General features: G+C 69.7%; 18 protein-coding genes. 10 read left to right on the top strand and 8 right to left on the bottom strand.

What is annotated here, in order from left to right:
* Positions 1 to 138: 138 nt before the first annotated feature.
* Together BLTE_RS15915 and BLTE_RS15910 are read right to left on the bottom strand one after the other, a co-directional pair.
* Positions 139 to 2,226 carry a M3 family metallopeptidase gene (locus tag BLTE_RS15915; protein WP_126401611.1) on the bottom strand — a complete coding sequence of 696 codons (2,088 nt, stop codon included), beginning with the start codon at positions 2,224 to 2,226 and terminating at the stop codon, positions 139 to 141.
* A 375-nt stretch (positions 2,227 to 2,601) separates the two neighbouring features.
* Entirely contained in the window at positions 2,602 to 2,850 is a 249-nt protein-coding gene (locus BLTE_RS15910; RefSeq protein ID WP_126401610.1) for an Lrp/AsnC ligand binding domain-containing protein, read from the bottom strand.
* Positions 2,851 to 3,167: 317 nt separating this feature from the next.
* Between BLTE_RS15910 and thiM the strand changes: the two genes are divergently transcribed.
* The 4 genes from thiM to BLTE_RS15890 all read left to right on the top strand — a co-directional run bounded on the left by thiM (position 3,168) and on the right by BLTE_RS15890 (position 6,307).
* Positions 3,168 to 3,962, top strand: a complete 795-nt coding sequence (gene thiM, locus BLTE_RS15905; protein ID WP_126401609.1) for a hydroxyethylthiazole kinase — start codon at positions 3,168 to 3,170, stop codon at positions 3,960 to 3,962.
* Positions 3,963 to 4,016: 54 nt separating this feature from the next.
* On the top strand, positions 4,017 to 4,682 hold the full coding sequence (thiE, locus tag BLTE_RS15900) for a thiamine phosphate synthase (RefSeq protein ID WP_126401608.1): 666 nt from the start codon (positions 4,017 to 4,019) through the stop codon (positions 4,680 to 4,682).
* Positions 4,679 to 5,476: a bifunctional hydroxymethylpyrimidine kinase/phosphomethylpyrimidine kinase gene (gene thiD / locus BLTE_RS15895; protein ID WP_126401607.1), complete on the top strand. Its 798-nt coding sequence runs from the start codon at positions 4,679 to 4,681 to the stop codon at positions 5,474 to 5,476. Before thiE ends, thiD begins: the two co-directional genes overlap by 4 nt.
* Positions 5,477 to 5,692: 216 nt before the next feature.
* Positions 5,693 to 6,307 (top strand): helix-turn-helix domain-containing protein, encoded by a 615-nt coding sequence (locus BLTE_RS15890; protein WP_126401606.1) that lies wholly within the window; start codon positions 5,693 to 5,695, stop codon positions 6,305 to 6,307.
* A gap of 251 nt (positions 6,308 to 6,558) precedes the next feature.
* Here BLTE_RS15890 and BLTE_RS15885 read toward each other — a convergent pair whose 3' ends face one another.
* Entirely contained in the window at positions 6,559 to 7,224 is a 666-nt protein-coding gene (locus tag BLTE_RS15885) for a TetR/AcrR family transcriptional regulator (protein ID WP_160140647.1), read from the bottom strand.
* 268 nt (positions 7,225 to 7,492) lie between these two features.
* On the opposite strand from BLTE_RS15885, the gene BLTE_RS15880 reads away from it, so the two are divergent.
* Both BLTE_RS15880 and BLTE_RS15875 read left to right on the top strand, forming a co-directional pair.
* Positions 7,493 to 8,629, top strand: a complete 1,137-nt coding sequence (locus BLTE_RS15880) for an efflux RND transporter periplasmic adaptor subunit (RefSeq protein WP_126401604.1) — start codon at positions 7,493 to 7,495, stop codon at positions 8,627 to 8,629.
* Positions 8,630 to 8,636: 7 nt separating this feature from the next.
* Positions 8,637 to 11,732 carry an efflux RND transporter permease subunit gene (locus tag BLTE_RS15875; protein ID WP_126401603.1) on the top strand — a complete coding sequence of 1,032 codons (3,096 nt, stop codon included), beginning with the start codon at positions 8,637 to 8,639 and terminating at the stop codon, positions 11,730 to 11,732.
* 73 nt (positions 11,733 to 11,805) lie between these two features.
* On the opposite strand, the gene BLTE_RS15870 is transcribed toward BLTE_RS15875, so the two are convergent.
* A complete protein-coding gene (locus BLTE_RS15870) occupies positions 11,806 to 12,669 on the bottom strand; it encodes a fumarylacetoacetate hydrolase family protein (protein ID WP_126401602.1) in 864 nt (287 codons plus the stop codon).
* A gap of 269 nt (positions 12,670 to 12,938) precedes the next feature.
* Here BLTE_RS15870 and BLTE_RS15865 point away from each other — a divergent pair, with 269 nt between their 5' ends.
* Both BLTE_RS15865 and BLTE_RS15860 read left to right on the top strand, forming a co-directional pair.
* Positions 12,939 to 13,751 carry a UDP-2,3-diacylglucosamine diphosphatase gene (locus BLTE_RS15865; protein WP_126401601.1) on the top strand — a complete coding sequence of 271 codons (813 nt, stop codon included), beginning with the start codon at positions 12,939 to 12,941 and terminating at the stop codon, positions 13,749 to 13,751.
* Positions 13,752 to 14,050: 299 nt separating this feature from the next.
* The gene (locus BLTE_RS15860) at positions 14,051 to 15,079 is read left to right on the top strand and encodes a glycosyltransferase family 4 protein (RefSeq protein ID WP_126401600.1); all 1,029 of its coding nucleotides are present in this window, start codon (positions 14,051 to 14,053) and stop codon (positions 15,077 to 15,079) included.
* Between the two features lie 3 nt (positions 15,080 to 15,082).
* Here the strand turns inward: BLTE_RS15860 and BLTE_RS15855 are convergent, their stop codons facing one another.
* Positions 15,083 to 17,008, bottom strand: coding sequence for a glycosyltransferase (locus BLTE_RS15855; protein WP_126401599.1), 1,926 nt, complete (start codon positions 17,006 to 17,008; stop codon positions 15,083 to 15,085).
* A gap of 93 nt (positions 17,009 to 17,101) precedes the next feature.
* On the opposite strand from BLTE_RS15855, the gene BLTE_RS15850 reads away from it, so the two are divergent.
* Positions 17,102 to 17,962, top strand: coding sequence for a transporter substrate-binding domain-containing protein (locus BLTE_RS15850; RefSeq protein WP_126402253.1), 861 nt, complete (start codon positions 17,102 to 17,104; stop codon positions 17,960 to 17,962).
* A gap of 101 nt (positions 17,963 to 18,063) precedes the next feature.
* Positions 18,064 to 19,716 (top strand): lysine--tRNA ligase, encoded by a 1,653-nt coding sequence (locus tag BLTE_RS15845; RefSeq protein WP_126401598.1) that lies wholly within the window; start codon positions 18,064 to 18,066, stop codon positions 19,714 to 19,716.
* 123 nt (positions 19,717 to 19,839) lie between these two features.
* Here the strand turns inward: BLTE_RS15845 and BLTE_RS15840 are convergent, their stop codons facing one another.
* From BLTE_RS15840 to trxA, 3 genes are all read right to left on the bottom strand, one after another.
* Positions 19,840 to 20,358, bottom strand: a complete 519-nt coding sequence (locus BLTE_RS15840; RefSeq protein WP_126401597.1) for a type II toxin-antitoxin system VapC family toxin — start codon at positions 20,356 to 20,358, stop codon at positions 19,840 to 19,842.
* Entirely contained in the window at positions 20,355 to 20,702 is a 348-nt protein-coding gene (locus tag BLTE_RS18760; protein WP_126401596.1) for a type II toxin-antitoxin system Phd/YefM family antitoxin, read from the bottom strand. The genes BLTE_RS15840 and BLTE_RS18760 overlap by 4 nt, the downstream gene beginning before the upstream one ends.
* Before the next feature lie 262 nt (positions 20,703 to 20,964).
* Entirely contained in the window at positions 20,965 to 21,285 is a 321-nt protein-coding gene (gene trxA / locus BLTE_RS15830; RefSeq protein ID WP_126401595.1) for a thioredoxin TrxA, read from the bottom strand.
* Between the last annotated feature and the right edge of the window lie 37 nt (positions 21,286 to 21,322).

Below are 21,322 nucleotides of genomic sequence, written 5' to 3'. Positions count from 1 at the left end.
TGGGGCCTCAGGCCGCCTCGTCGTCCCGGGCCGAGCGGAGCGAGGACCCGGGACCGTCGTCAGTGTGGATCGCCTCGCTCGGCTCGCGGTCCCGGGTCCCGCGCGCTGTGCGCGCTTGCCCGGGACGACGATCTTCCATCACGCCGCGTCGGCCAGCCCGCGTTTCTTCAGCAGCGCCGCGGTGGTCGGCAGCCGGCCGCGGAAGGCGATATAGGCCTCGGCCGGGTCGCGCCGGTTGCCGGCGGCGTAGATGAAGCGGGAGAGCCGCTCAGCGGTGGCCGGGTCGAACACGTTGCCGGTCTCCTCGAACGCCGCGAACGCGTCGGCGTCCAGCACCTCGCTCCACAGATAGGAATAGTAGCCGGCCGAATAGCCGTCGCCCGCGAACACATGGGCGAAGTGCGGCGTGCGGTGGCGCATGGAGATCTCCGCCGGCATGCCGATGCGGGCGAGCTCCTTCGCCTCGAAGGCGAGCGGATCGAGGTTTGAGGTGTCGGCCATCTCGTGGAAGGCGAGGTCGACCAGTGCGGAAGCGACGTATTCCACGGTGGCGTAGCCCTGGTTGAAGGTCTGCGCCGCCTTGATGCGGGCGATCATCTCCTCGGGCATCGGCTGGCCGGTCGCGTGATGGCGGGCGAACCTTCCCAGCACCTCCGGCCGCGACAGCCAGTGCTCGTAGAGCTGCGAGGGCAGCTCGACGAAATCGGTGGCGACGTCGGTGCCGGCGAGGCTGGGATAGGTCACGTCCGACAGCATGCCGTGCAGGGCGTGGCCGAACTCGTGGAACAGCGTGCGGGCGTCGTCGAAGGACAGCAGCGCCGGCTCGCCCTTGGCGAAGTTCATCACATTGACGATGATCGGGCGAATGTCGCCGGCCAGCTTTTCCTGCGTGCGGAAGCTCGACATCCAGGCGCCCGAGCGCTTCGAGGGCCGTGCGAAATAGTCGCCGAGGAACAGCGCCACATGCCGGCCATCCCGGCTGACCTCGAAGGCGCGCACGTCGGGGTGATAGACCGGCACGTCGGTCCGCTCGGTGAAGACGAGGCCGAACAGGCGGGAGGCGGTGTCGAAGGCCGCCGCGATCACCTGATCGAGCGGCAGGTAGGGCTTGGTTGCCGCCTCATCGAGGTCGAAGCGGGCCTTGCGCAGCTTCTCGGCGTAGTGCCGCCAGTCCCAGCCGGCGATGGTGCCGTTGAAGCCCTCCTGCTCGGCGAGGCGCTGCAGGTCGCAGAGCTCGCGCAGCGCCCGCGCCTTGGCCGGCGCCCACACCTCCTCCAGCAGGCCGCGCACGGCTTCGGGAGTCTTGGCCATGGTGTCGTCGAGCTTGTAGGCGGCGAAGGTCGGGTAGCCGAGCAGGCGCGCCCGCTCCAGCCGCAGCGCCACCATCTCGGCGATCAGCGCGCGGTTGTCGGTCGCGCCGCCCATTTCGCCGCGGCGGGTCCAGGCCTCATAAGCCTGCCGGCGCAAATCGCGGCGGGCGGAGAAGGTGAGGAACGGCTCGATCGAGGAGCGCGACAGCGTGATCACCGCCTTGCCGGGATGGCCGCGCTCTGCCCCGGCCCGCAATGCTGCGTCGATCACGAAATCGGGCAGGCCGGCGCGGTCGTCCTCGGTGTCCAGCACCAGCGTCCAGGCCGCCTCGTCGGCCAGCAGGTTCTGGGCGAATTGGGTGCCGAGCGTCGCCAACCGCTCGACGATTTCGGCCATGCGGGCCTTGCCGGCGGGGTCGAGCCTTGCGCCGGCGCGGATGAAGGCGAGGCGGGTGCGCTGCAGCAGGCGCTGGGCTTCCGCATCCAGCCGGTCCTTGCCGGCCTCCAGCGCGTCGATGCGCTGAAACAGCCGGGCGTCGGTGAAGATCGCGGCATGATGGGCGGCGAGCCTCGGCGCGATGTCGCGCTCGATCGCCTGCAGCGCCGGATTGGTGTCGGCGCCGCACAGATTGAAGAACACCTGGGCGACGCGGGTGAGCAGCCGGCCGCTGGTCTCCAGGCCGAGCAGCGTGGTCTCGAAGCTGGGCGGCGCGGGATCGGCGGCGAGCGATTCGATCTCGGCGCGGTGGGCTTCGAGCGCGGCCTCGAAGGCCGGCGGGAAATGCTCGGGGCGAATCTCGGCGAACGGCGGCACGCCGAACGGCGTGGACCACGCGGCGATGAGCGGGTTCGGCGCCGGGGCGGACTCGGAGTGGTCGGGATCGGAGAGGTCAGGATTGGTCAACGCGGTCTCCATCGGTGTCGATGGAGAAGTGGGCGCCGAAGCGTCCGAGGGCAAGTTCTCGGCGCCCAAAGACGCGAATGGCCGGGATGACCCGGCCAAACGAGGCGAAACCCCTCAACCCTCACAAATGAAAACGGCCAACGCTAAGGCTGATGCGCGTACATCCGGCGTCATCTGCCCTCAGCGTGGCCGTACACCAGCGTCGCAACTTAATGCGCCGCCGATGATGCCAATATGGAGAGCGAATACGTCACCCGCAAGACAGTTGGACGTCATTTTTACGACAGCGATGCCGCAGCCTGCGTCGCAGGTCTTTGCCGGGCGGCCGCTCCCGGCCCGAGACCTTGCGGGGCGCAAGGCTTGTCTGCGGCAGCCGGCGGGCGGAAGTCAGCGGGCGCCGGTGAACGCCTTGAAGGTGATGATGGTCTTGGTGTCCTGGATGCCCGGAATGAGCTGCACCTTCTCATTGACGAAGTGGCCGATGTCGGTGCCGGCCGGGACGTAGAATTTCACCAGCAGGTCATAGTCGCCGGCGGTGGAATAGATCTCCGAGGCGATCTCGGCATCGGCGAGGGCGTTGGCGACGTCATAGGCTCGGCCGAGGTGGCACTTGATCTGAACGAAGAACGGGATCATCGGAAGGCTCCAGCGAGTTGCGCGACAGCACCACAGCCGGCCCGCCAGCGCAAGCGGCGCAATCCCGACCCCGCCTGTTCGGAGTCCCTTCGGTCGAGGCCCGATCTGGCCGCCCTTCACCTTGGTCGACTTGCGCCCGAGTCGACTTGCGCCCGCCCCATCGGACCACTAGGGACTATGGGGCCGCGCGGAACCCCGCCGGCCGAACCGCCGCGGCCCGCCGCACCCGCGACGAGGCGTTGCCGGCGGAGGGATTTCGGGATGACGACCGGGCACCGCCGCCCCGCGGCCGGTCCGATGCGGGCGGAAAGGCGCGCATGAGTTCTCGGCCGCTGGCGGACACCGCCGCCGACATTCTCGACCGCGTGCGCGAGCGCGCCCCGCGCGTCCATTGCATCACCAACACCGCCGCCCAGGTGCTGACCGCCAACATGCTGCTGGCGATCGGCGCGGTGCCGTCGCTGACCATCTCGGCCGACGAGGTCGCGGCCTTCGTGTCGGGCGCGGATGCCGTGCTGGTCAATCTCGGCACGCTCGACGCGGCACGGCGGCAGGCGGCGCTGATCGCGCTCGACGAGGCTGACGAGAACCGCACCCCCTGGGTGCTCGACCCGGTGTTCTGCGACCGCTCGGCGGCGCGGGCGGCGTTCGCCCGCGATCTCGCGGCCCGCGAGCCGGAGCTGGTGCGCGCCAACCGCGCCGAGGTGGCGGCCCTGACCGGCCAGGACATTGAGGACGTCGAATCGGCGGCGTTCGACCGCTTCGCCCTCGACAATCTCACCGTGCTGGCGATGACCGGGCCGACCGACATCGTCACCGACGGCACCAAGCGGCTCGCCATCGCCAATGGCCATCCGCTGATGGCGCGGGCGACCGCGATCGGCTGCGCCGGCACCGCGCTGATCGCCGCCTGCCTCGCGGTGGAGGACGATCCGTTCGTCGCGGCCGGCGTCGGCCTGCTGGCGCTCGGCATTGCCGGCGAGGTGGCGGCCGCCGGGGCGCGCGGCCCCGGCACCTTCGTGCCGCGACTGATCGATGCCGTCTATCTCCTCGACCGCCATACGCTGACGACCCGCGCCAGGACCGCCGGCCCGCTCGACGTGAAGCCCTGAGATTTGCGGCAGTGAAAGCCGCAGCATGAGACTTGAGGCAAAGAGACTTGCGGCATGAAGCTCGATCCTTCCGTCTACGTTCTCATCGACCCCGACCAGACCTTCGGCCACGAGCCGGTGGCGCTGGCGCGCGCCGCGGCGCAGAGCGGGGCGACGCTGATCCAGCTTCGCGACAAGCGCGGCGCCATTCGCCCGGCGATCGAGCTGGCCCGGGCGATGACGGCGGCGCTGGCGCCGCTCGGAGTGCCGCTCTTGGTCAATGACCGGGTGGACGTGGCGATGGCGGCCGGCGCCGACGGCGTCCATCTCGGCCAGGACGACATGGACCCGGCGACGGCGCGCCGCCTGCTCGGCCCGCGCGCCATCATCGGCCAGACCGTCAAGACCGCCGCACACGTCGCGGCCCTGCCGCCGGGCGCGGTCGATTACGCGGCGGTGGGCGGCGTGTTCGCCACCCTCAGCAAGAACAATCCCGAGCCGCCTCTGGGGCTTGCCGGCTTGGCCTTGCGCATCGCAGCCCTGAAGGCGCGCAAGGCCGGTCTTCCGGTCGTGGCGATCGCCGGCATCGACGCCGGCAATGCCGGCGATGTCATCCGGGCCGGCGCCGACGGCGTGGCGGTGATCTCGGCGGTGGCGAAGGCCGCCGATCCGGCGGCCGCGGTGGCGGCGATCCGCCAAGCGGTCGACAAGGCGGTCGAAGAGGCGCGGGGGGCACGATGACCGCGATCGCCGTCACCATTGCGGGCTCGGATTCCGGCGGCGGCGCCGGCATCCAGGCGGACCTGAAGACGTTATCGGCGCTCGGCGTGTTCGGCGCCAGCGTCATCACCGCGCTCACCGCCCAGAATACGCTGGGCGTGCAGGGCATCTTCGACGTGCCGCCGGACTTCGTCACCGCCCAGATCGACAGCGTATTCTCGGATCTTGCGGTCGGCGCGGTGAAAATCGGCATGCTGTCGCGCCCGGAGACCATCGCCGCGGTGGCGGCCGGGCTCGACCGCTGGCAGGCCGCAAACGTCGTGCTCGACCCGGTGATGGTCGCCACCTCCGGCGATAAGCTGATCACGCCCGAGGCGATCGAGGCGTTGAAAAGCCAGCTCTTGCCGCGGGCGCTGGTGGCGACGCCCAATCTGCACGAGGCAGCCGCCCTGCTTGAGACGGCGGTGGCGGCCGACGAGGCGGCGATGGCGGCGCAGGGTCAGGCGATTTTGGCGATGGGGCCGCGCGCGGTGCTGATCAAGGGCGGCCATTTCGCCGGGCCCGATGCGGTCGACCTGCTGATCCGGCCGGACAGCGTCGTGCGGCTGGCGCTGGCCCGCATCGCCACCGCCAACACCCACGGCACCGGCTGCACGCTGTCGTCGGCGATTGCCGCCGGCCTCGCCAAGGGGCTGGCGCTCGACGCGGCGGTCATGGCCGCCAAGGACTATGTGACCAGGGCCATCGCCGCCGGCGACCGGCTGACCATCGGCCGCGGCCGCGGGCCGACGCACCATTTTCATGCGTGGTGGTAATACGGTTTCCGGCCGGTCATACGGTTTCCGGTTGATCCCTTCGGGATACCGGAAACGATCTCGCCGAAAACCCCTTGTTCGATAACGGGATTTTCGGCGATCGGAATACGACTCGAAGGCTTGATCAGCCGGAAACCGTATCAGGCCCTCGGTTGCGCCGCCGCGCCCCGCCCGCTAGTCCTGTGGCGTGGTCTGGGCCGGGCCGGAGGATGAGACATGCCGGGACGGGGTTCTTTCCGCACGGGGCTTGACGAGGGGGCGCAGCAGCTCACCGGCCAGCTCGGCAAGACCGTCCAGCGCCTGCGCAAGGCCTATAACCTGTCGCTGTCCGACCTCGCCGAGCAGTCCGGCGTGGCGAAATCGATCATCAGCCAGATCGAGCGCAACGAGACCAACCCGACGCTCGCCACCATCTGGCGCCTCAGTCAGGCGCTCGACGTGTCGATCGAGCGCTTCCTCGCCTCCTCCGAGGAGCAGCCCTTCATCGAGACGCTGAGCCGGGGCGACACGCCGCTCCTGGTGTCCGAGGACGGCAAGGTGCGGCTCGCCATCATCGGCTGGATCAAGACCGTCGAATGGCTGCAGTGGTACGACCTCGTCGCCGAGCCGGGCGGCGTGCTGGAGTCGGACGGCCACCAGCGCGGCTCGGTCGAGTGCCTGTCGGTGATCTCGGGCGTGATGGAGGTGGAGATCGGCGACGTCGTCGAGCGCGCCGGCCCCGGCGAGACGCTGCGCTACCGCTGCGACCGCCGCCACGTGGTGCGCAATGCCGGGGCGGAGCCGGCCCACGCCACCATGGTGTGCATCCTCAAGGCGGCGGTGATGGAATAATACGGTTTCCGGCTGATCAAGCCTTCGAGCCGTATTCCGATCGCCGAAAATCCCGTTACCGAACGAGGGATTTTCGGCGAGACCGTTTCCGGTATCCCGAAGGGATCAACCGGAAACCGTATAAGGGGCCTCCGCGTCGTCCCGGCCGAGCGTCAGCGAGAGCCGGGACCGTGAGGGGATTTCGCGCTTCTTCTTGTCTACGGTCCCGGGTCGCGCGGCTTTCGCCGCTTGCCCGGGACGACGAAGCTGTATCACCCCGGCGGGATGCGCGCCGGATCGCCGCCGAGCCCCCGCACCACCAGCCGCAGCATCTGGTCGAGGTCGCCCTCCTCGCGCTCGCGCAGGCACTGCTCGATGAGCTGCGGGTGGAAGAACGCCGCGAAGGCGCCGAACGCCGGCTTGGCGCTGGCGGCGGCATCGGGGGCGAACTCGCCGCGGCTCGCGCCCTCGGCCAGGATCGCGCCGACGATGGCGACGAACGCATCGATATAGTCCTGCACCACGCTCCAGTTCTCATCCATCGCCACCGCCACCATGTCGTGCATCTTGCGGTCGTCGAGGAACAGCGCGCAGCTCTGGACGTGGACGGTGCGCACGACGCTGGCGAGCCGGGCGGTCGCCGGCTCCGGGCGGGCGGCGATGGCGCGGGCGGTCACGAGCAGGCGGTTGACGAGGCTTGCCGCCACCTCCTCATTGATCGCGCCCTTGGAGGGGAAGAAGCGGTAGACATTGGCCGGCGACATGCCGAGCTCGCGGGCGATGTCGGCCACCGTGGTCTTCTGGTAGCCATAGAGCCGGAACAGCCGCTCGGCGGTCTCGACGATGCGGGCGCGGGTGTCGCGCGCCTCGGGCGTGTCGCCGCCCGAGCGCAGCGGCGCGCTTTGGTCGTCGTGACGCGATGCAACGGATCGGCCCACCGCCAACCTCCTCCTGCGGTCTTCGGCTGACCGCCCTCCCCTCTTCCCTCTCCCGCAAGGGGCGAGGGAAGAAACCCGGCTCCCGGCACGCCACGTTCGCGCACCCGACCTTCGGGAACCGTCTCGCCGACACTCTGCTGAGCGCCCGGAAGGGCGTCAACGCGGTATCGGCGGCTGCCGCGACCTGTCCCATATATGAGAAGTGACGTTTATTGACAATCGTCACTTGTCATATAAACTGGCCGCTCGATGAGGGAGGCTCTCTGTCATGCCGCCGCGCCTGATCCCTGCGAAGCCCCTGATCTCGGCGAACCCGAAATTCTGGCTGGCGCCCGCCGTCGCGCTTGGTGTTGCGTTCGCGACGGCCGGCTGCACCGACGGCAAGGCCAAGCAGACGGCGGAGCCGCCGCGCACCGTTCGGGTCGAGGCCGTCCGGCTCGTGCCGCTGGAAACCGCCGTCACCCTCACCGGTACGGTGCGCGCCCGCCACGAGACGCCGATGGCCTTCCGCGTGCCCGGCAAGATCGCCGAGCGGCTGGTCGATTCCGGCGCGCGGGTTGCGGCCGGCGCCGTGCTGGCCCGCCTGGAAGCCGAGGACTACCGGCTGGCGCTGCGCGCCGCCGAGGCCGATGTGCGCGCCGCCCAGGCCGAGATGGAGCGCGCCACCGCCCAGGAAGCCCGCACCCGCGACCTTGCCGCCAAGGGCCACGCCTCGCAGGCCGCGCTCGATCAGGCGGTGACCACCGCCCGCGCCGCCCGCGAACGGCTCGACGCCGCGACGAGCCAGCGCGAGATCGCCGCCAACCGGCTGGCCTATACCGAGCTGAAGGCCGAGGCCGACGGCGTGGTGATGAGCGTTTCGGCCGAGCCCGGGCAGGTGGTGGCCGAGGGCCACGCCATCCTGACGCTCGCCACCGGCACCGCCCGCGAGGCGGTGGTCGCGGTGCCCGAAAGCCGCCTGCCGGCGCTGGGCACGGGCGAGGCCAGGGTGACGTTCTGGGCGATGCCGGGCCGCACCGTCACCGCACGGCTGCGCGAGCTGTCGCCCGAGGCCGACCCGGTGACCCGCACCTTCCTCGCCCGCTTCGCGCTCGACGCGGCCGGCGACGGCCTGCCGCTCGGCATCACCGCGCAGGTGACCGTCACCCCGGCGCCGACGCCGCAGGGCGGTCCGGCGATCGCTGAGGTGGCGTCGACCGCCGTGTGGTGGCGCGGCGATCAGGCGATGGTGTGGGTGGCCGACGAGGCCAAGGGCCGTCTCGTCGAGCGCGAGGTGTCGATCGCGCGGCTCGGGGCCGAGCGCGCCGCCGTGCGCGGCGATCTCAAGCCGGGCGACAAGGTGGTGGTGCTCGGCGTCCACCGGCTCGACGCCACCATGCCGATCCGCACCTCCGAGCTGAACTGAGATCCGCATGTCCCGCTTCAACCTGTCGGCCTGGGCGGTGCGCCATCAGGCGCTGGTGCTGTTCTTCATCGTCGTGCTGGCGGTGACCGGCGCGTGGTCCTACACCAAGCTCGGCCGCAACGAGGATCCGAGCTTCACCGTCAAGGTGATGGTGGTCACCGCGGTGTGGCCGGGCGCCACCGCCGACGAGATGAACCGCCAGGTCGCCGATCCGATCGAGCGGCGGCTGCAGACGCTGCCTTGGCTCGATTACGTCAAGACCTACACCCGCCCCGGATTCGTGGCGCTGCAGGTGGTGCTGCGCGACGACACGCCGCCCGCCGATGTCGGCGAGCTGTGGTATCAGGTGCGCAAGAAGGTCGGCGACATCAAAAGCGACCTGCCGGCGGGCGTGATCGGCCCCTCCTTCAACGACGAATATTCCGATGTCTATATCGCGGTGTTCACGCTCACCGCGCCGGAGGCGAAGGAGGCCGATCTCGTCGCGGCCGCCGAGCGCGTGCGCATGGGCCTGTTGCGCGTGCCCGATGTCGAGAAGGTCGAGCTGATCGGCGAGCAGGCGCGGCGCATCTTCGTCGACATCTCCAACGCCAAGCTGGCGCAGCTCGGCCTCACCCCCCAGACGATCGTTGATGCGCTGTCGCGCCAGAATGCGGTGGTGCCGGCCGGCTTCTACGACACGAGAAGCGAGCGCGTGACGCTTCGCGTCACCGGCGCGCTGGAAGGCGTCGAGGCCGTGAAGGCCGTGCCGGTGGCGGCGAACGGCCGCGCCTTCCGGCTGGGCGACATCGCCGAGGTCTCGGCGGGGCTTGAGGATCCGCCGAGCTTTCGCGTGCGCAAGACCGGCGAGCGGGCGCTGGGGCTCGCGGTGGCGATGAAGAAGGGCGCCAACGTCATCGCGCTCGGCGAGCATCTCGCCGTCGCGGCCGAAGCGCTGCGGCGCGAGCTGCCGGTGGGCTTTGAGCTTAGCCAAGTCACCAACCAGGCCGAGGTGGTCGAGGAGGCGATCTCCGAGTTCCTGTTCAAGTTCGCCGTCGCGGTGTCGATCGTCCTCGTCGTGTCGTTTCTGTCGCTGGGGTTGCGGACCGGCGTCATCGTCGCGCTTGCCGTGCCGCTGACGCTCGCCGGCACCTTCACCGCGATGCTCGCCCTCGGCATCGACCTGCAGCGCGTGTCGCTCGGCGCGCTGATCCTGTCGCTGGGCCTTTTGGTCGACGATGCCATCATCGCCATCGAGATGATGGTGGTGAAGATCGAGCAGGGCTGGGAGCGCGCGAAGGCCGCCACCTTCGCCTGGGAGTCGACCGCGTTCCCGATGCTGTTCGGCACGCTGGTCACGGCCGCCGGCTTCCTGCCGGTGGGCTTGGCGGCCTCCTCGACCGGCGAATATGCCGGCGGCATCTTCAAGGTGATCGCGATCGCGCTGATCATCTCCTGGTTCGTGGCGGTGATCTTCACGCCGTTCCTCGGCCTGCATCTGCTGCCGAAATCGCTGGAGGCGAAGGCGAAGCGGTTCGGCCATGACGAGCACGCCATCTATCGCACGCCGGCTTACGAGCGGCTGCGCCGCATCATCCGCTTGGCGATGCGCCGCAAGCGCATGGTGGTGGCGGCGACGCTGCTGCTGCTGGTCGGCGCGGGCATCGGCTTGAAGCTGTTGCCGCAGCAGTTCTTCCCATCCTCGACGCGCCCCGAGCTGTTGGCCGAGCTGCGCGGGCCGGAGGGCGCCTCGTTCGCGCTGGCCGACGCCGAGGCGAAGAAGATCGAGGCGCTGATCGCCGACGATCCGGATGTCGCGTGGTACACCACCTTCATCGGTGCCGGCGCGCCGCGCTTCTTCCTCGCCTTCAATCCGACGCTGCCCAATCCGAACTACGCGCTGGTGCTGATCCAGACCCGGGACGAGGCGGCGCGCGAGCGCGTGCACGCCAAGCTGCTGCAGCAGGCCGGACAGGCGGAGGGCGCGGCGACGCTGCGCGTCAGCCGGCTCGAGCTCGGCCCGCCGGTCGGCTATCCGGTGCAGTTGCGCGTCTCCGGCACCGAGCTTGCTGACATCCGCCGCACCGCCGAGGATCTGCGCAACGTCATGCGTGCCGACCGCCGCACCCGCGACGTCGATCTCGAGTGGGGCGAGCGCGCCAAGACCATCGAGCTCAAGGTCGATCAGGACCGCGCGCGGCTGCTCGGGCTCGACACCAGCGACGTGGCGCTGGCGCTGCAGATGCTGCTGTCCGGCTATGAGGCGACGCAGGTGCGCGACGGCACGCGGCAGGTTTCGGTGATGCTGCGCGCCGCCCCCGAGGACCGGATGGCGCTCGACCGCATCGGCGATCTGGTGGTGGCGACGCGCGACGGCCGGGCGATTCCGGTGAGCCAGGTGGCGCGCGTCGCCTATGGCGCGGAAGACCCGATCATCTGGAAGCGCAACCGCGAAATGGTGCTCACCGTGCGCGCCGACGTCGCGCCCGGTGTGCAGGGGCCGGACGTCACCGCCGATCTCCTCAAGCGGCTGCCGGCCGAGATGAAGCCGCTGCCGCCCGGCGTGCGCATCGAGGCCGGCGGCGCCTATGAGGAGAGCGTGCGCGCCAATGGTGCGTTGTTCGCGGTGTTCCCGCTGATGGTCGTCACCATGCTGGTGCTGATCATGATCCAGGTGCAGAGCTTCTCGCGCACCGTGCTGGTGTTCGTCACCTTCCCGCTCGGGCTGATCGGCGCGGTGGCGGCGCTGCTGATCGCCCGCGAGCCGTTCGGCTTCGTCGCCATTCTCGGCGTCATCGCGCTGGGCGGCATGATCATGCGCAACACGTTGATCCTGGTCGATCAGATCGACCAGGATCTGGCGAACGGTTCCAGCATAAGCGAGGCGATCCTGGAGGCGACGGTGCGGCGCGCCCGGCCGGTGGTGCTCACCGCGCTGGCGGCGGTGCTGGCCTTCATCCCGCTCACCACCAACGTGTTCTGGGGGCCGATGGCCTACGCGATGATCGGCGGCCTGACCATGGCGACGGTGCTGACGCTGGTGTTCCTGCCGGCGTTCGCGGCGCTGTGGTTCCGGGTGGGCGATCCGGGGGCGGCGGAGACGAAGGCCGAGGCGGCGGCGTGAGTTTCGCCGCGACGTTGGCACGCGGTCGTCCCCGGCGAGCGCCGAAGGCGACAGGCCGGCGGCGCCCCTCACCTCACGCGCACGCCACCACCTTCTGGCACTGCATGCCGAGCCCCTGGACGCCGAGCGTGATGACGTCGCCGGGGCGCAGATATTTCGGCGGCTTCTTGGCCATGCCGACGCCGGGCGGCGTGCCGGTGGTGATGACGTCGCCGGGCTCCAGCACCAGGAACTGGCTGACATAGGAGACCAGCGTCGACACGCCGAACACCATGGTGCGGGTGGAGCCGGTCTGCATGCGCTCGCCATTGACGTCGAGCCACATGTCGAGGTTCTGCACGTCCTTGATCTCGTCGGGGGTGACGAGCCACGGCCCGAGCGGCCCGAACGTCTCGCAGCCCTTGCCCTTCATCCACTGGCCCGAGCGCTCGGTCTGGAAGCTGCGCTCGGAGACGTCGTTGCAGATGCAGAAGCCGGCGACGAACTTCAGCGCGTCCTTCTCGTCGACATAGCGTGCCCTGGTGCCGATGACGACGGCGAGCTCGACCTCCCAGTCGGTCTTCTTGGAATCCTTCGGGATCATCACGTCGTCGTCGGGGCCGTTGATGCAGGAGGGCGCCTTGTTGAACAGGATCGGCTCCTTCGGCACCTCGGCATGCGTCTCGGCGGCGTGGTCGGCATAGTTCAGCCCGACGCCGATGAAGTTGCGGGTGCCGCCGACGCAGGCGCCGATGCGCGCGCGGCTCGACACCTTGGGCAGCTGCTCCGGCTTGAGCTTCTTCAGCTTGGCGAGGTTGCGCGGCGCCAGCGCCGCGCCGGCGAGATCCGCCACGCCCGTCAATTCCTCCATGACGCCGGAGAGATCGCGGATGGTGCCGTCGGGCGCGACAAGACCGGGCTTCTCGCGGCCGCGAGGACCGTGGCGGCAGAGTTTCATGATGGGAACCAAGTCGTTGGGGAGCGGCCGTGCCGCGAGCCCGGCGATCTTGCGTCGCCCATTCCGGGCGTGCAAGTTCGAGCCGGCGAATGCGTGATAATTCGGCCGCAGCTGTTGCGCCTATGCAACGTTTCGGGCCGGCAATTCCATATCGTGATGACAGCGACTGACCGTTGCATCGCAGCAACGTCATAAATCCGTGATGCGAGTCACGCTATGTGTCCGCAAATCAGGCCCCGGGCGACGGGGCGCAGAGTGCGTGAGACGCCATGGCAGACGCGCGGCACTTCCGGTCGCTGTTCATCTCCGACGTCCATCTCGGGACGAAGGGATGCCAGGCGGACCTGCTTCTCGATTTCATTCGCCACCACGACGCCGACACCATCTATCTGGTCGGCGACATCATCGACGGCTGGCGGCTGCGCAGCGGCTGGTACTGGCCGCAGGCGCACAATGACGTGGTGCAGAAGCTGCTGCGCAAGGGCCGCAAGGGCGCGCGCATCATCTATCTGCCGGGCAATCACGACGAGTTCCTGCGCGACTATTACGGCACGCATTTCGGCGGCATCGAGGTGCAGGAGACCGCGATCCACGAGGCCGCCGACGGCCGGCGCTATCTGGTGATCCATGGCGACGTGTTCGACATGGTGGTGCGCCACGCCCGCTGGCTCGCCTTCCTGGGCGACTGGGCCTATGTCTTCGCGCTCGGCGTCAACACCTATCTCAACCGCGTGCGCCGCATGTTCGGCCTCAATTACTGGTCGCTGTCGCAGTGGGCCAAGCTGAAGGTCAAGAACGCCGTCAACTACATCGGCGACTTCGAGGCGACGCTGGCCGGCGAGGCCCAGCGCCATCAGGTCGACGGCGTGATCTGCGGACATATCCACCATGCGGCCATCACGGACCAGCATGGCACCCACTACATCAATTGCGGCGACTGGGTGGAAAGCTGCACCGCGGTGGCCGAGCACGCCGACGGCCGCTTCGAGATCATCACCTGGACGACGCGGGCGGCGGCGGCCGAGCCGGACGAGGAAGCCGAGACCGAGGCGGCCGCGGTGCCGGCGCGGGCGGCCGCCTAGTGCCCTGCCCGCTTCGTTCGCTGGATTGCCAGCGAGCGAAGCGGACAAGCAGGCCACGGAAAACAAAGGCCAGTGTCCTGCCCGCGACGTTCGCTGGTTTGCCGGCGAACGAAGCGGACAGGCTGCTGCACCAGCGAAAGAGGCCCGTGCACGGTGGCGATCCGCGTGGGCACGTCTGACGGGTTCCGTGCACCGGCTTGCGGTTCCTGCGGACTTGAATGACGCACGCGCATCGGGTTGACCACGGCATCGGCGTCAGCCACACCGGAGCCGACGAGTCGGATGCGAGGGACGGCCCGATGAAGATCCTGGTTGCGACGGATGCGTGGCAACCGCAGCGCAACGGCGTCGTTCGGGCCCTCCAGCAGACCAGCGCCGCCGCAGCCCGGTTGGGCGTCACCTTCGAGTTCCTGACCCCGCAGGAATTCTCCACGGTTCCGCTGCCCTTCTATCCGGAAATTCCGCTGTCGCTGGCGCGGCCGTCGGCGGTGGCGCGGCGCATCCGCGACTCGGGTGCCGACCATGTGCACGTCACCACCGAAGGTCCGCTCGGCTTCCTCGCCCGCGGCGCCTGCCTGGAGGCGGGGCGGCCGTTCACCACCAGCTATCTCACCAAGTTTCCCGAATACATCGCTGCCCGCGCGCCGGTGCCGCAGGGCCTCACCTATGCCGCGCTGCGCTGGTTCCACAATGCCGGCGCGGGCGTGATGGTGGTGACGGCGAGCTTCGAGAAGGATCTGCGGGCGCGCGGCTTCCGCAATGTCATGCGCTGGACCCGCGGCGTCGATGCCGACCTGTTCCGGCCGCGCCCCGGCGTCGATCTCGGGCTGAAGCGGCCGGTGTTCCTCTATGTCGGCCGCGTCGCGGTCGAGAAGAACGTCGAGGCCTTCCTCGAACTCGATCTGCCGGGCTCGAAGCTGGTGGTGGGCGACGGCCCCTCGCGCGCGGCGCTGGAGCGGCGCTATCCCGAGGTGCGGTTCGTCGGCGCCAAGGACGGCGAGGAGCTGGCGGCGCACTATGCCTGCGCCGACGTGCTGGTGTTCCCGAGCCGCACCGACGTGTTCGGCAATGTGATGCTGGAGGCGCTGGCGGCCGGGACGCCGGTCGCCGCCTTTCCGGTGCCGGGCCCGCTCGACGCCATCGGCGACGCGCCGGTCGGCGTGCTCGACGAGGATTTGCGGCGCGCCTGCCTCGCCGCACTCGACATCCCGCGCCAGCGCTGCCGCGACTACGCTTTGGCCCACAGCTGGGAGGCGAGCGCGAAGCTGTTCATCGGCAATGTCGAGTCCGTGGCCGGCCGCAACGGCCGGGCCGCCGCGCAGGCGTGATCTTCAACCGGCTTTTCCGGCCAACACGTCGCCGCCGATCCGGCGCCCGTCGCGTTTGCGCTCATCTTCGGGCGCGCCGGCCTGCCGCACCGAGGTCAGCGCGAGGCCGTGCTCGGTCTTCTCCCAGTGGAACGGATCGACGGCGAGCTGCCACGCCGCCCGCCACGCCGCGGCCGACAGCAGCAGCCAATAGACCGGCATGGTGGCGGCCACCCAGCCGATGGACAGAAGCCGCCGCCGCCCCAGACCGGCCAGCGCCAGCGCCGCCGAGGTGAGATAGCCGAACGTCAGCGTGGCGACGGTGAGCCCGGCGAGCAGGACGCCGACGCCCCCGCTGGCGGTGGCGAACCCTTCGGCCGCGTGCAGCGCCAGCACCAGCACGAACAGCGGATGCACCAGCGCCGACAGCACGCTGCCGCCGATCATCAGCTGAAAGGCGAGAAAGCCGGTGAGGCCCAGCTCGCCGAGCAGCCGGCGCGGCCGGCGCATGTGCACCAGCCAGGTCTGCATCCAGCCCTTGAACCAGCGGGTGCGCTGCCGGAGCCAGGCCGGCAGGCGGCGCGGCGCCTCCTCCCAGGTGGTCGAGGCGATCAGCCCGGTCTGCCAGCCGAACCGCGCCAGACGGATGCCGAGATCGGCGTCCTCGGTGACGTTGAAGGCATCCCAGCCGCCGACCCGGCGCAGCACGTCGGCCCGGAAATGGTTCGAGGTGCCGCCGAGCGGCAGTGGCAGGTGATGGGCGGTCACCATCGGCAGCAGCACGTCGAACTGGCCGGCATATTCGCCGGCAAACAGACGGGTGAGCCAGCCGTCGCGGGCATTCTCGATGGCGAGCCGCGCCTGCACGCAGGCCAGCGCCGGCCCGCCTTCGCGGAAGGCCGCGACGGCGTGGCGCAACTGGCCGGGCTCCGGCCGGTCCTCGGCGTCGTAGACCACGAGATGCTCGCCGCGCGCGAACGCCAGCGCGGCATTGAGCGCCTTGGGCTTGGTGCGCGGGCCCGGTGCCGGCGACACCACCACCCGGACGTGCGGCGCCGCCCCCGCCTTCTCGATCGCGGCCCGGGTCTCGGCGTCGTCGGCCTCGATCACCAGCAGGATGTCGAGCTTCTCGCGCGGATAGTCGAGGGCGCCGAGGGCGGCGAGCAGCGGCGCCACCATCGGCGCCTCGCGGTAGAGCGGCACGACGATGGTGTAGCGCGGCAGGTCGCTGTCGGGACAGGTGAGGCGCGGCGGGCGGGCGTTGTCGGCGTGCATCAGCGCCAGGACGCGCAGGGCGATCCAGCCGAGAAAGACGAACGACAGCACGATCTGCGTCACCGCGCCGGCCGCACCCGCCGCCAGCAGCGCGGCAAGAATGATCCCGCCGCCGATCGCCGCCGGCAGATGGCGCCGCCCGCGGCGCACCGCCGCCGACAGGTCCGGCGCCCGCCGCTTGAGGTCGAAGGCCGCGGCCTCGGCCAGCCGCCGCCCGGCGTGCCGCAGCACATACGCCTCAAGCCGCTCGGGCGAGGTCAGGTGGAGGGTGTTGCCGGTGGCGGGCAGCGTGCGCGCCAGTTGCACGAGGTCGCGGATCCGCCGCCCCTGCGGCGCCGCGGCGATGAGAAGGCCCGAGGGCGTGCGCCGGAGCGCCACGAACCCCGCCGCCAGCGCCTGCGGCGGCGGGATCAGGTCGCCGGGGCGGTCGTCCTCGCCGTCGAGTGCCGCGAATTGCAGGCCGAGCCAGGCGGCGAGCCGGCGCAGATAGGCCTCGCGGCCGATGATGCCGGCGGCAACCAGCACCTCATCGCCGCCGACGCCGATCCGCTCGGCGCGGTCCGCGGCATCGAACAGGGTGGCGAGTGGCAGCGTGCCGATCATCGGCACGAGCTCCACCGGCAGGCCGGCCAGCCGCGCCTGCCGAGGCCACGCCCTGGAATTTTCCGCCGACACCGCGTCCCCGCCCGCTTGCGCCCGCCACAATCGTCTGTAAGCGTGCGGCCCATGAAAACTGCGGACAAACGCGGAGCGCGTGGCGCGATGTCGATGCGAGGAATGCGCGCGGGCTGGCTGGTTGCGGCGGCGCTGCTCGCGGCATCGGTGCAGGCCGCGCCGGCGGCGCCGCCCGCTGCGGCGGACCCCGCTGTCCGCGTGCCGAGCTTCTGGGACCCCAAGCACCGGCCGGAGAAGCCGGAGCTGGGGCGTCTGGCGCTGATCCGCTTCCTCACCGAGGAGGACTATCCGCCGTTCAACTTCAAGGGTGGGGACGGAAATCCCACCGGCTTCAATGTCGATCTCGCCCGCGCCATCTGCGAGGAGCTGAAGGTCGCCTGCACGGTGCAGATGCGCCGCTTCGACACGCTGCTCGATGCGCTGAACGAGAACCGCGGCGACGCGGTGATCGCCTCGATCGCCATCACCCCGCAGACCCGGGCGCGGGCCGATTTCACCGACCGCTACTACCGCTCGCCGGCGCGCTTCGTCGCCCGCAGCGATTTCGACCTCAAGGACATCCGGCCGGAGACCATCACCGGCCGCGCGGTGGCGGTGGTGGCCGGCACGGCGCACGAGGCCTATCTGCGGGCGTTCTTCGCCGAGACCAGCCTCAAGACCTTCCCCACGCTCGATGCCGCCAAGGAGGCGCTGAAGGCGCGTCAGGTCGATCTGCTGTTCGGCGACGGCATCGCGCTGGCGTTCTGGCTCAATGGCAGCGACTCGGCCAATTGCTGCGCCTTCCGCGGCGGGCCGTTCCTGGAGAGCCGCTATTTCGGCGAGGGCGTCGGCATTGCCGTGCGCTCCGGCAACGAGCCGCTGCGGCGCGCCTTCGACTGGGCGCTGCAGAAGCTGTGGGAGAGGGGGGTCTATACCGACCTCTATCTCCGCTATTTCCCGATCGGCTTCTTCTGAGCGCGGTCATCCGCTCCGGCGTTCCCGCCCGGGCACCGGCCTGATTGACGCTTCAAGGAGAGCGCGGTTTATCTGCCGCGCCCCATCATTCGAGATTTGTCATGACCATCGACACCGCCGCCCTGAAGGCGCTCGCCGAATCCGCCACCGCCTGGCCGTTCGAGGAGGCGCGCAAGGTGGTCGAGCGGCTGAAGCGGCGGCCGAAGACAGACGGCGAGGCCGTGCTGTTCGAGACCGGCTACGGCCCCTCGGGCCTGCCGCACATCGGCACCTTCGGCGAGGTGGCGCGCACCACCATGGTGCGCCACGCCTTCCGCGTGCTCACCGACGACCGGGTGCCGACCCGGCTGATCGCCTTCTCCGACGACATGGACGGCCTGCGCAAGGTGCCGGACAACATCCCGAACAAGGAGCTGGTGGCGACCGCGCTCGGCAAGCCGCTGACCCAGGTGCCCGACCCGTTCGGCACCCACCCCTCGTTCGGCGCCCACAACAATGCGCGCCTGCGCGCGTTCCTCGATGCCTTCGGCTTCGACTACGAGTTCGTCTCGGCCACCGACTGCTACACGTCGGGCCGCTTCGACGCGACGCTGCTCACCGTGCTGGAGCGGTTCGATCAGGTGATGGCGATCATGCTGCCTTCGCTTCGCGAAGAGCGGGCGCAGAGCTATTCGCCGTTCCTGCCGATCTGCCCGCGCACCAATGTGGTGCTGCAGGTGCCGATCGTCGCGCGCGACGTGACCGCCGGCACCATCTCGTACGACGACCCCGAGACGGGCGAACGCGTCACGGTGCCGGTCACCGGCGGCCACTGCAAGCTGCAATGGAAGCCGGACTGGGCGATGCGCTGGACCGCGTTCGGCATCGACTACGAGATGGCCGGCAAGGACCTCATCGACTCGGTCAAGCTGTCGGGCGAGATCTGCCGGGCGCTCGGCGGCACGCCGCCGGAAGGGTTCAATTACGAGCTGTTCCTCGACGAGAAGGGCCAGAAGATCTCGAAGTCCAAGGGCAACGGCCTGACCATTGAGGAGTGGCTGACCTATGCCAGCCCGGAGAGCCTGGCGCTCTACATGTTCCAGCAGCCGAAGGCGGCAAAACGGCTCTATTTCGACGTCATCCCCAAGACGGTGGACGACTATCTGACCTTCCTCGACAAGTATCCGGGCCAGGACGACAAGACGAAGCTCGCCAACCCGGTGTGGCACATCCATTCCGGCACTCCGCCGAAGATGGACGTGCCGATCTCGTTCTCGATGCTGCTGAATCTGGCCAGCGTGTCGCACGCCGAGGACAAGGCGGTGCTGTGGGGCTTCATCCAGCGCTACGCGCCGGGCTCGGGGCCGGCCACCCACCCCAAGCTCGACGAGCTGGTCGGCTACGCGGTGCGCTACTACCACGACTTCGTGAAGCCGGCGAAGAAGTTCGCCGTCGCCGACGAGGTGGAGCGGGCGGCGCTGGAGGCGCTGCGGGCCGCGCTGGCGGCGCTGCCGCCGGGCACCCCGGCCGAGGACATCCAGGTGCAGGTCTACGACATCGGCCGCGCCATCCCGCGCTACCACGACCTCAAGGCCAAGGGCGCGACGCCGGAGCGCCCCGGCGTGTCGCAGGAATGGTTCGCCGCCATCTACCGCCTTTTGCTCGGCCAGGAGAAGGGGCCGCGCTTCGGCTCGTTCGTGGCGATCTACGGCCTGCCCGAGACCGTGGCGCTGATCGACAAGGCGCTGGCGGGGGAGCTGGCGAACGGGGCGTGAGGGGCCTTGAGGGACACGATGCGCGGTGCCGACCCGTAACGCGTCGGGCGGATCAGCCGAAGGCGTGATCCGCCGATGGCGGTGCCCAAGGGTGGCGCAATACGCTTCGCTATTGCGCCCTTGCTATCGCCGAGTCGCTCTTGCCGAGAGGATCTTGGCCACATCCTCGGCCCTGACCGGGGATTTCAGGGCACGGACCTTTCCGGCGGCATGGAGCTTGCCGCGCCAGGGATCGAAAACCGGCACCCCGGCTTCGACAAAATGCAGGGTGTCGCGCGACACCACGACCAAATCCTCCAGGGCGGCGATCGCCGCGATGAACAGATCGGGCTGGCCGAAGGTGTGGCCGCGCTTCTGGCCGTCGACCACCATCGTCTTCCAGCGGACGATGACATCTTCGGACACCGGCAGGATGCGGCCGGCGAACAGCGGCCGGACGGTGCGATCAAGCCAGAGATTGAGGTCGGTCCGCTGCGATGGGGCGTCGAGCCGCTCGATGCCGTAGCGGATTTCGCCGAAGGTGATTTCGGTCACATAGAGAAGCTCGCCCGGCTGGGCTTCGACGAACGCCAGCACGCCCGGATCGGCCCGCGCCTTTCGCAACTCGGAAATGACGTTGGTGTCGAGCAGCCAGCCCCTCACAGCTCGACGTCTCGGACGGGGGCGTCGAACGACAGCCGCTCGAACTCGATTTCGGCGAGGGGCGAGGCCTGCAGAGCCCGAACGATGTCATGGCCGGTGACGGGGCGCTGCATCCGGTCGAACTCGGCGGCGCTGACCACCACCACGGCGTCGCGGCCGTGCAGGGTCACCCGCTGCGGGCCATGCTCCTGGGCCTCGCGCACCACCTCGCTCAGCCGGGCCTTCGCGTCCTGAAGGCGCCAGCGGTTGCCGGCGGGCGGCGGCGTCCGGCCGCCGGCCCCGGTCTTGGAGCGTCTGGACGTTTTGGAGCGTGTTGAAGGCTTGGAGCCTGCCGGCTGGGTCATGGCCCGACTTTCTAGTCATTACGACCAGATTTTGCCGCAAGGCTACCGGCAGCGGCAAGGCAATTCTCGCGCCTTGCCAAGGGGCGGCGCTGCCAGCGCGTAGGGCGGATCAGCCGAAGGCGTGATCCGCCGATGCCGCAAAAAAGGGCGGAATGCGCTGCGCTATTCCGCCCACACACTTCTTGCATTTCCGGCGAACGGTCCCGGGTCGCGGGCCTGCGGCCCTTGCCCGGGACGACGGGGACGGGGCCTCAGCCGCCGCTCACACCGCCGACTGCACCCACTGCACCAGCTTGGCCTTCGGCGCGGCGCCGACCTGGCGCGAGGCGAGCTCGCCGTTCTTGAACAGCATCAAGGTCGGGATCGACATCACGCCGTATTTGGCGGCGGTGGCCGGGTTCTCGTCGACGTTCAGCTTCACGATCCGCAGCTTGCCGCCCATCTCGGCGGCGATCTCGTCGAGAACCGGCGCGATCATCCGGCACGGCCCGCACCATTCCGCCCAGAAGTCGACGAGCACGGCGTCGGTCGCCTGCAGCACATCCTGGTCGAAACTCGCGTCGGTCACCTTGGCGACGGCCATGATCGGTCCTTTCAATCGAAGGCGGGGCAGTGATTAC

It is taken from the genome of Blastochloris tepida (genome assembly GCF_003966715.1).
In the GTDB taxonomy this organism is placed as follows: Bacteria; Pseudomonadota; Alphaproteobacteria; order Rhizobiales; family Xanthobacteraceae; genus Blastochloris; species Blastochloris tepida.
This window is presented reverse-complemented; position numbering and strand designations above follow the sequence as displayed.

Excerpts from the sequence above, each read along its gene's own strand:
- BLTE_RS15915 (WP_126401611.1), bottom strand. The coding sequence starts at position 2,226 with ATGGAGACCGCGTTGACCAATCCTGACCTCTCCGATCCCGACCACTCC.
- BLTE_RS15910 (WP_126401610.1), bottom strand. The coding sequence starts at position 2,850 with ATGATCCCGTTCTTCGTTCAGATCAAGTGCCACCTCGGCCGAGCCTAT.
- thiM (WP_126401609.1), top strand. The coding sequence starts at position 3,168 with ATGAGTTCTCGGCCGCTGGCGGACACCGCCGCCGACATTCTCGACCGC.
- thiE (WP_126401608.1), top strand. The coding sequence starts at position 4,017 with ATGAAGCTCGATCCTTCCGTCTACGTTCTCATCGACCCCGACCAGACC.
- thiD (WP_126401607.1), top strand. The coding sequence starts at position 4,679 with ATGACCGCGATCGCCGTCACCATTGCGGGCTCGGATTCCGGCGGCGGC.
- BLTE_RS15890 (WP_126401606.1), top strand. The coding sequence starts at position 5,693 with ATGCCGGGACGGGGTTCTTTCCGCACGGGGCTTGACGAGGGGGCGCAG.
- BLTE_RS15880 (WP_126401604.1), top strand. The coding sequence starts at position 7,493 with ATGCCGCCGCGCCTGATCCCTGCGAAGCCCCTGATCTCGGCGAACCCG.
- BLTE_RS15875 (WP_126401603.1), top strand. The coding sequence starts at position 8,637 with ATGTCCCGCTTCAACCTGTCGGCCTGGGCGGTGCGCCATCAGGCGCTG.
- BLTE_RS15870 (WP_126401602.1), bottom strand. The coding sequence starts at position 12,669 with ATGAAACTCTGCCGCCACGGTCCTCGCGGCCGCGAGAAGCCCGGTCTT.
- BLTE_RS15865 (WP_126401601.1), top strand. The coding sequence starts at position 12,939 with ATGGCAGACGCGCGGCACTTCCGGTCGCTGTTCATCTCCGACGTCCAT.
- BLTE_RS15860 (WP_126401600.1), top strand. The coding sequence starts at position 14,051 with ATGAAGATCCTGGTTGCGACGGATGCGTGGCAACCGCAGCGCAACGGC.
- BLTE_RS15850 (WP_126402253.1), top strand. The coding sequence starts at position 17,102 with ATGCGAGGAATGCGCGCGGGCTGGCTGGTTGCGGCGGCGCTGCTCGCG.
- BLTE_RS15845 (WP_126401598.1), top strand. The coding sequence starts at position 18,064 with ATGACCATCGACACCGCCGCCCTGAAGGCGCTCGCCGAATCCGCCACC.
- BLTE_RS18760 (WP_126401596.1), bottom strand. The coding sequence starts at position 20,702 with ATGACCCAGCCGGCAGGCTCCAAGCCTTCAACACGCTCCAAAACGTCC.
- trxA (WP_126401595.1), bottom strand. The coding sequence starts at position 21,285 with ATGGCCGTCGCCAAGGTGACCGACGCGAGTTTCGACCAGGATGTGCTG.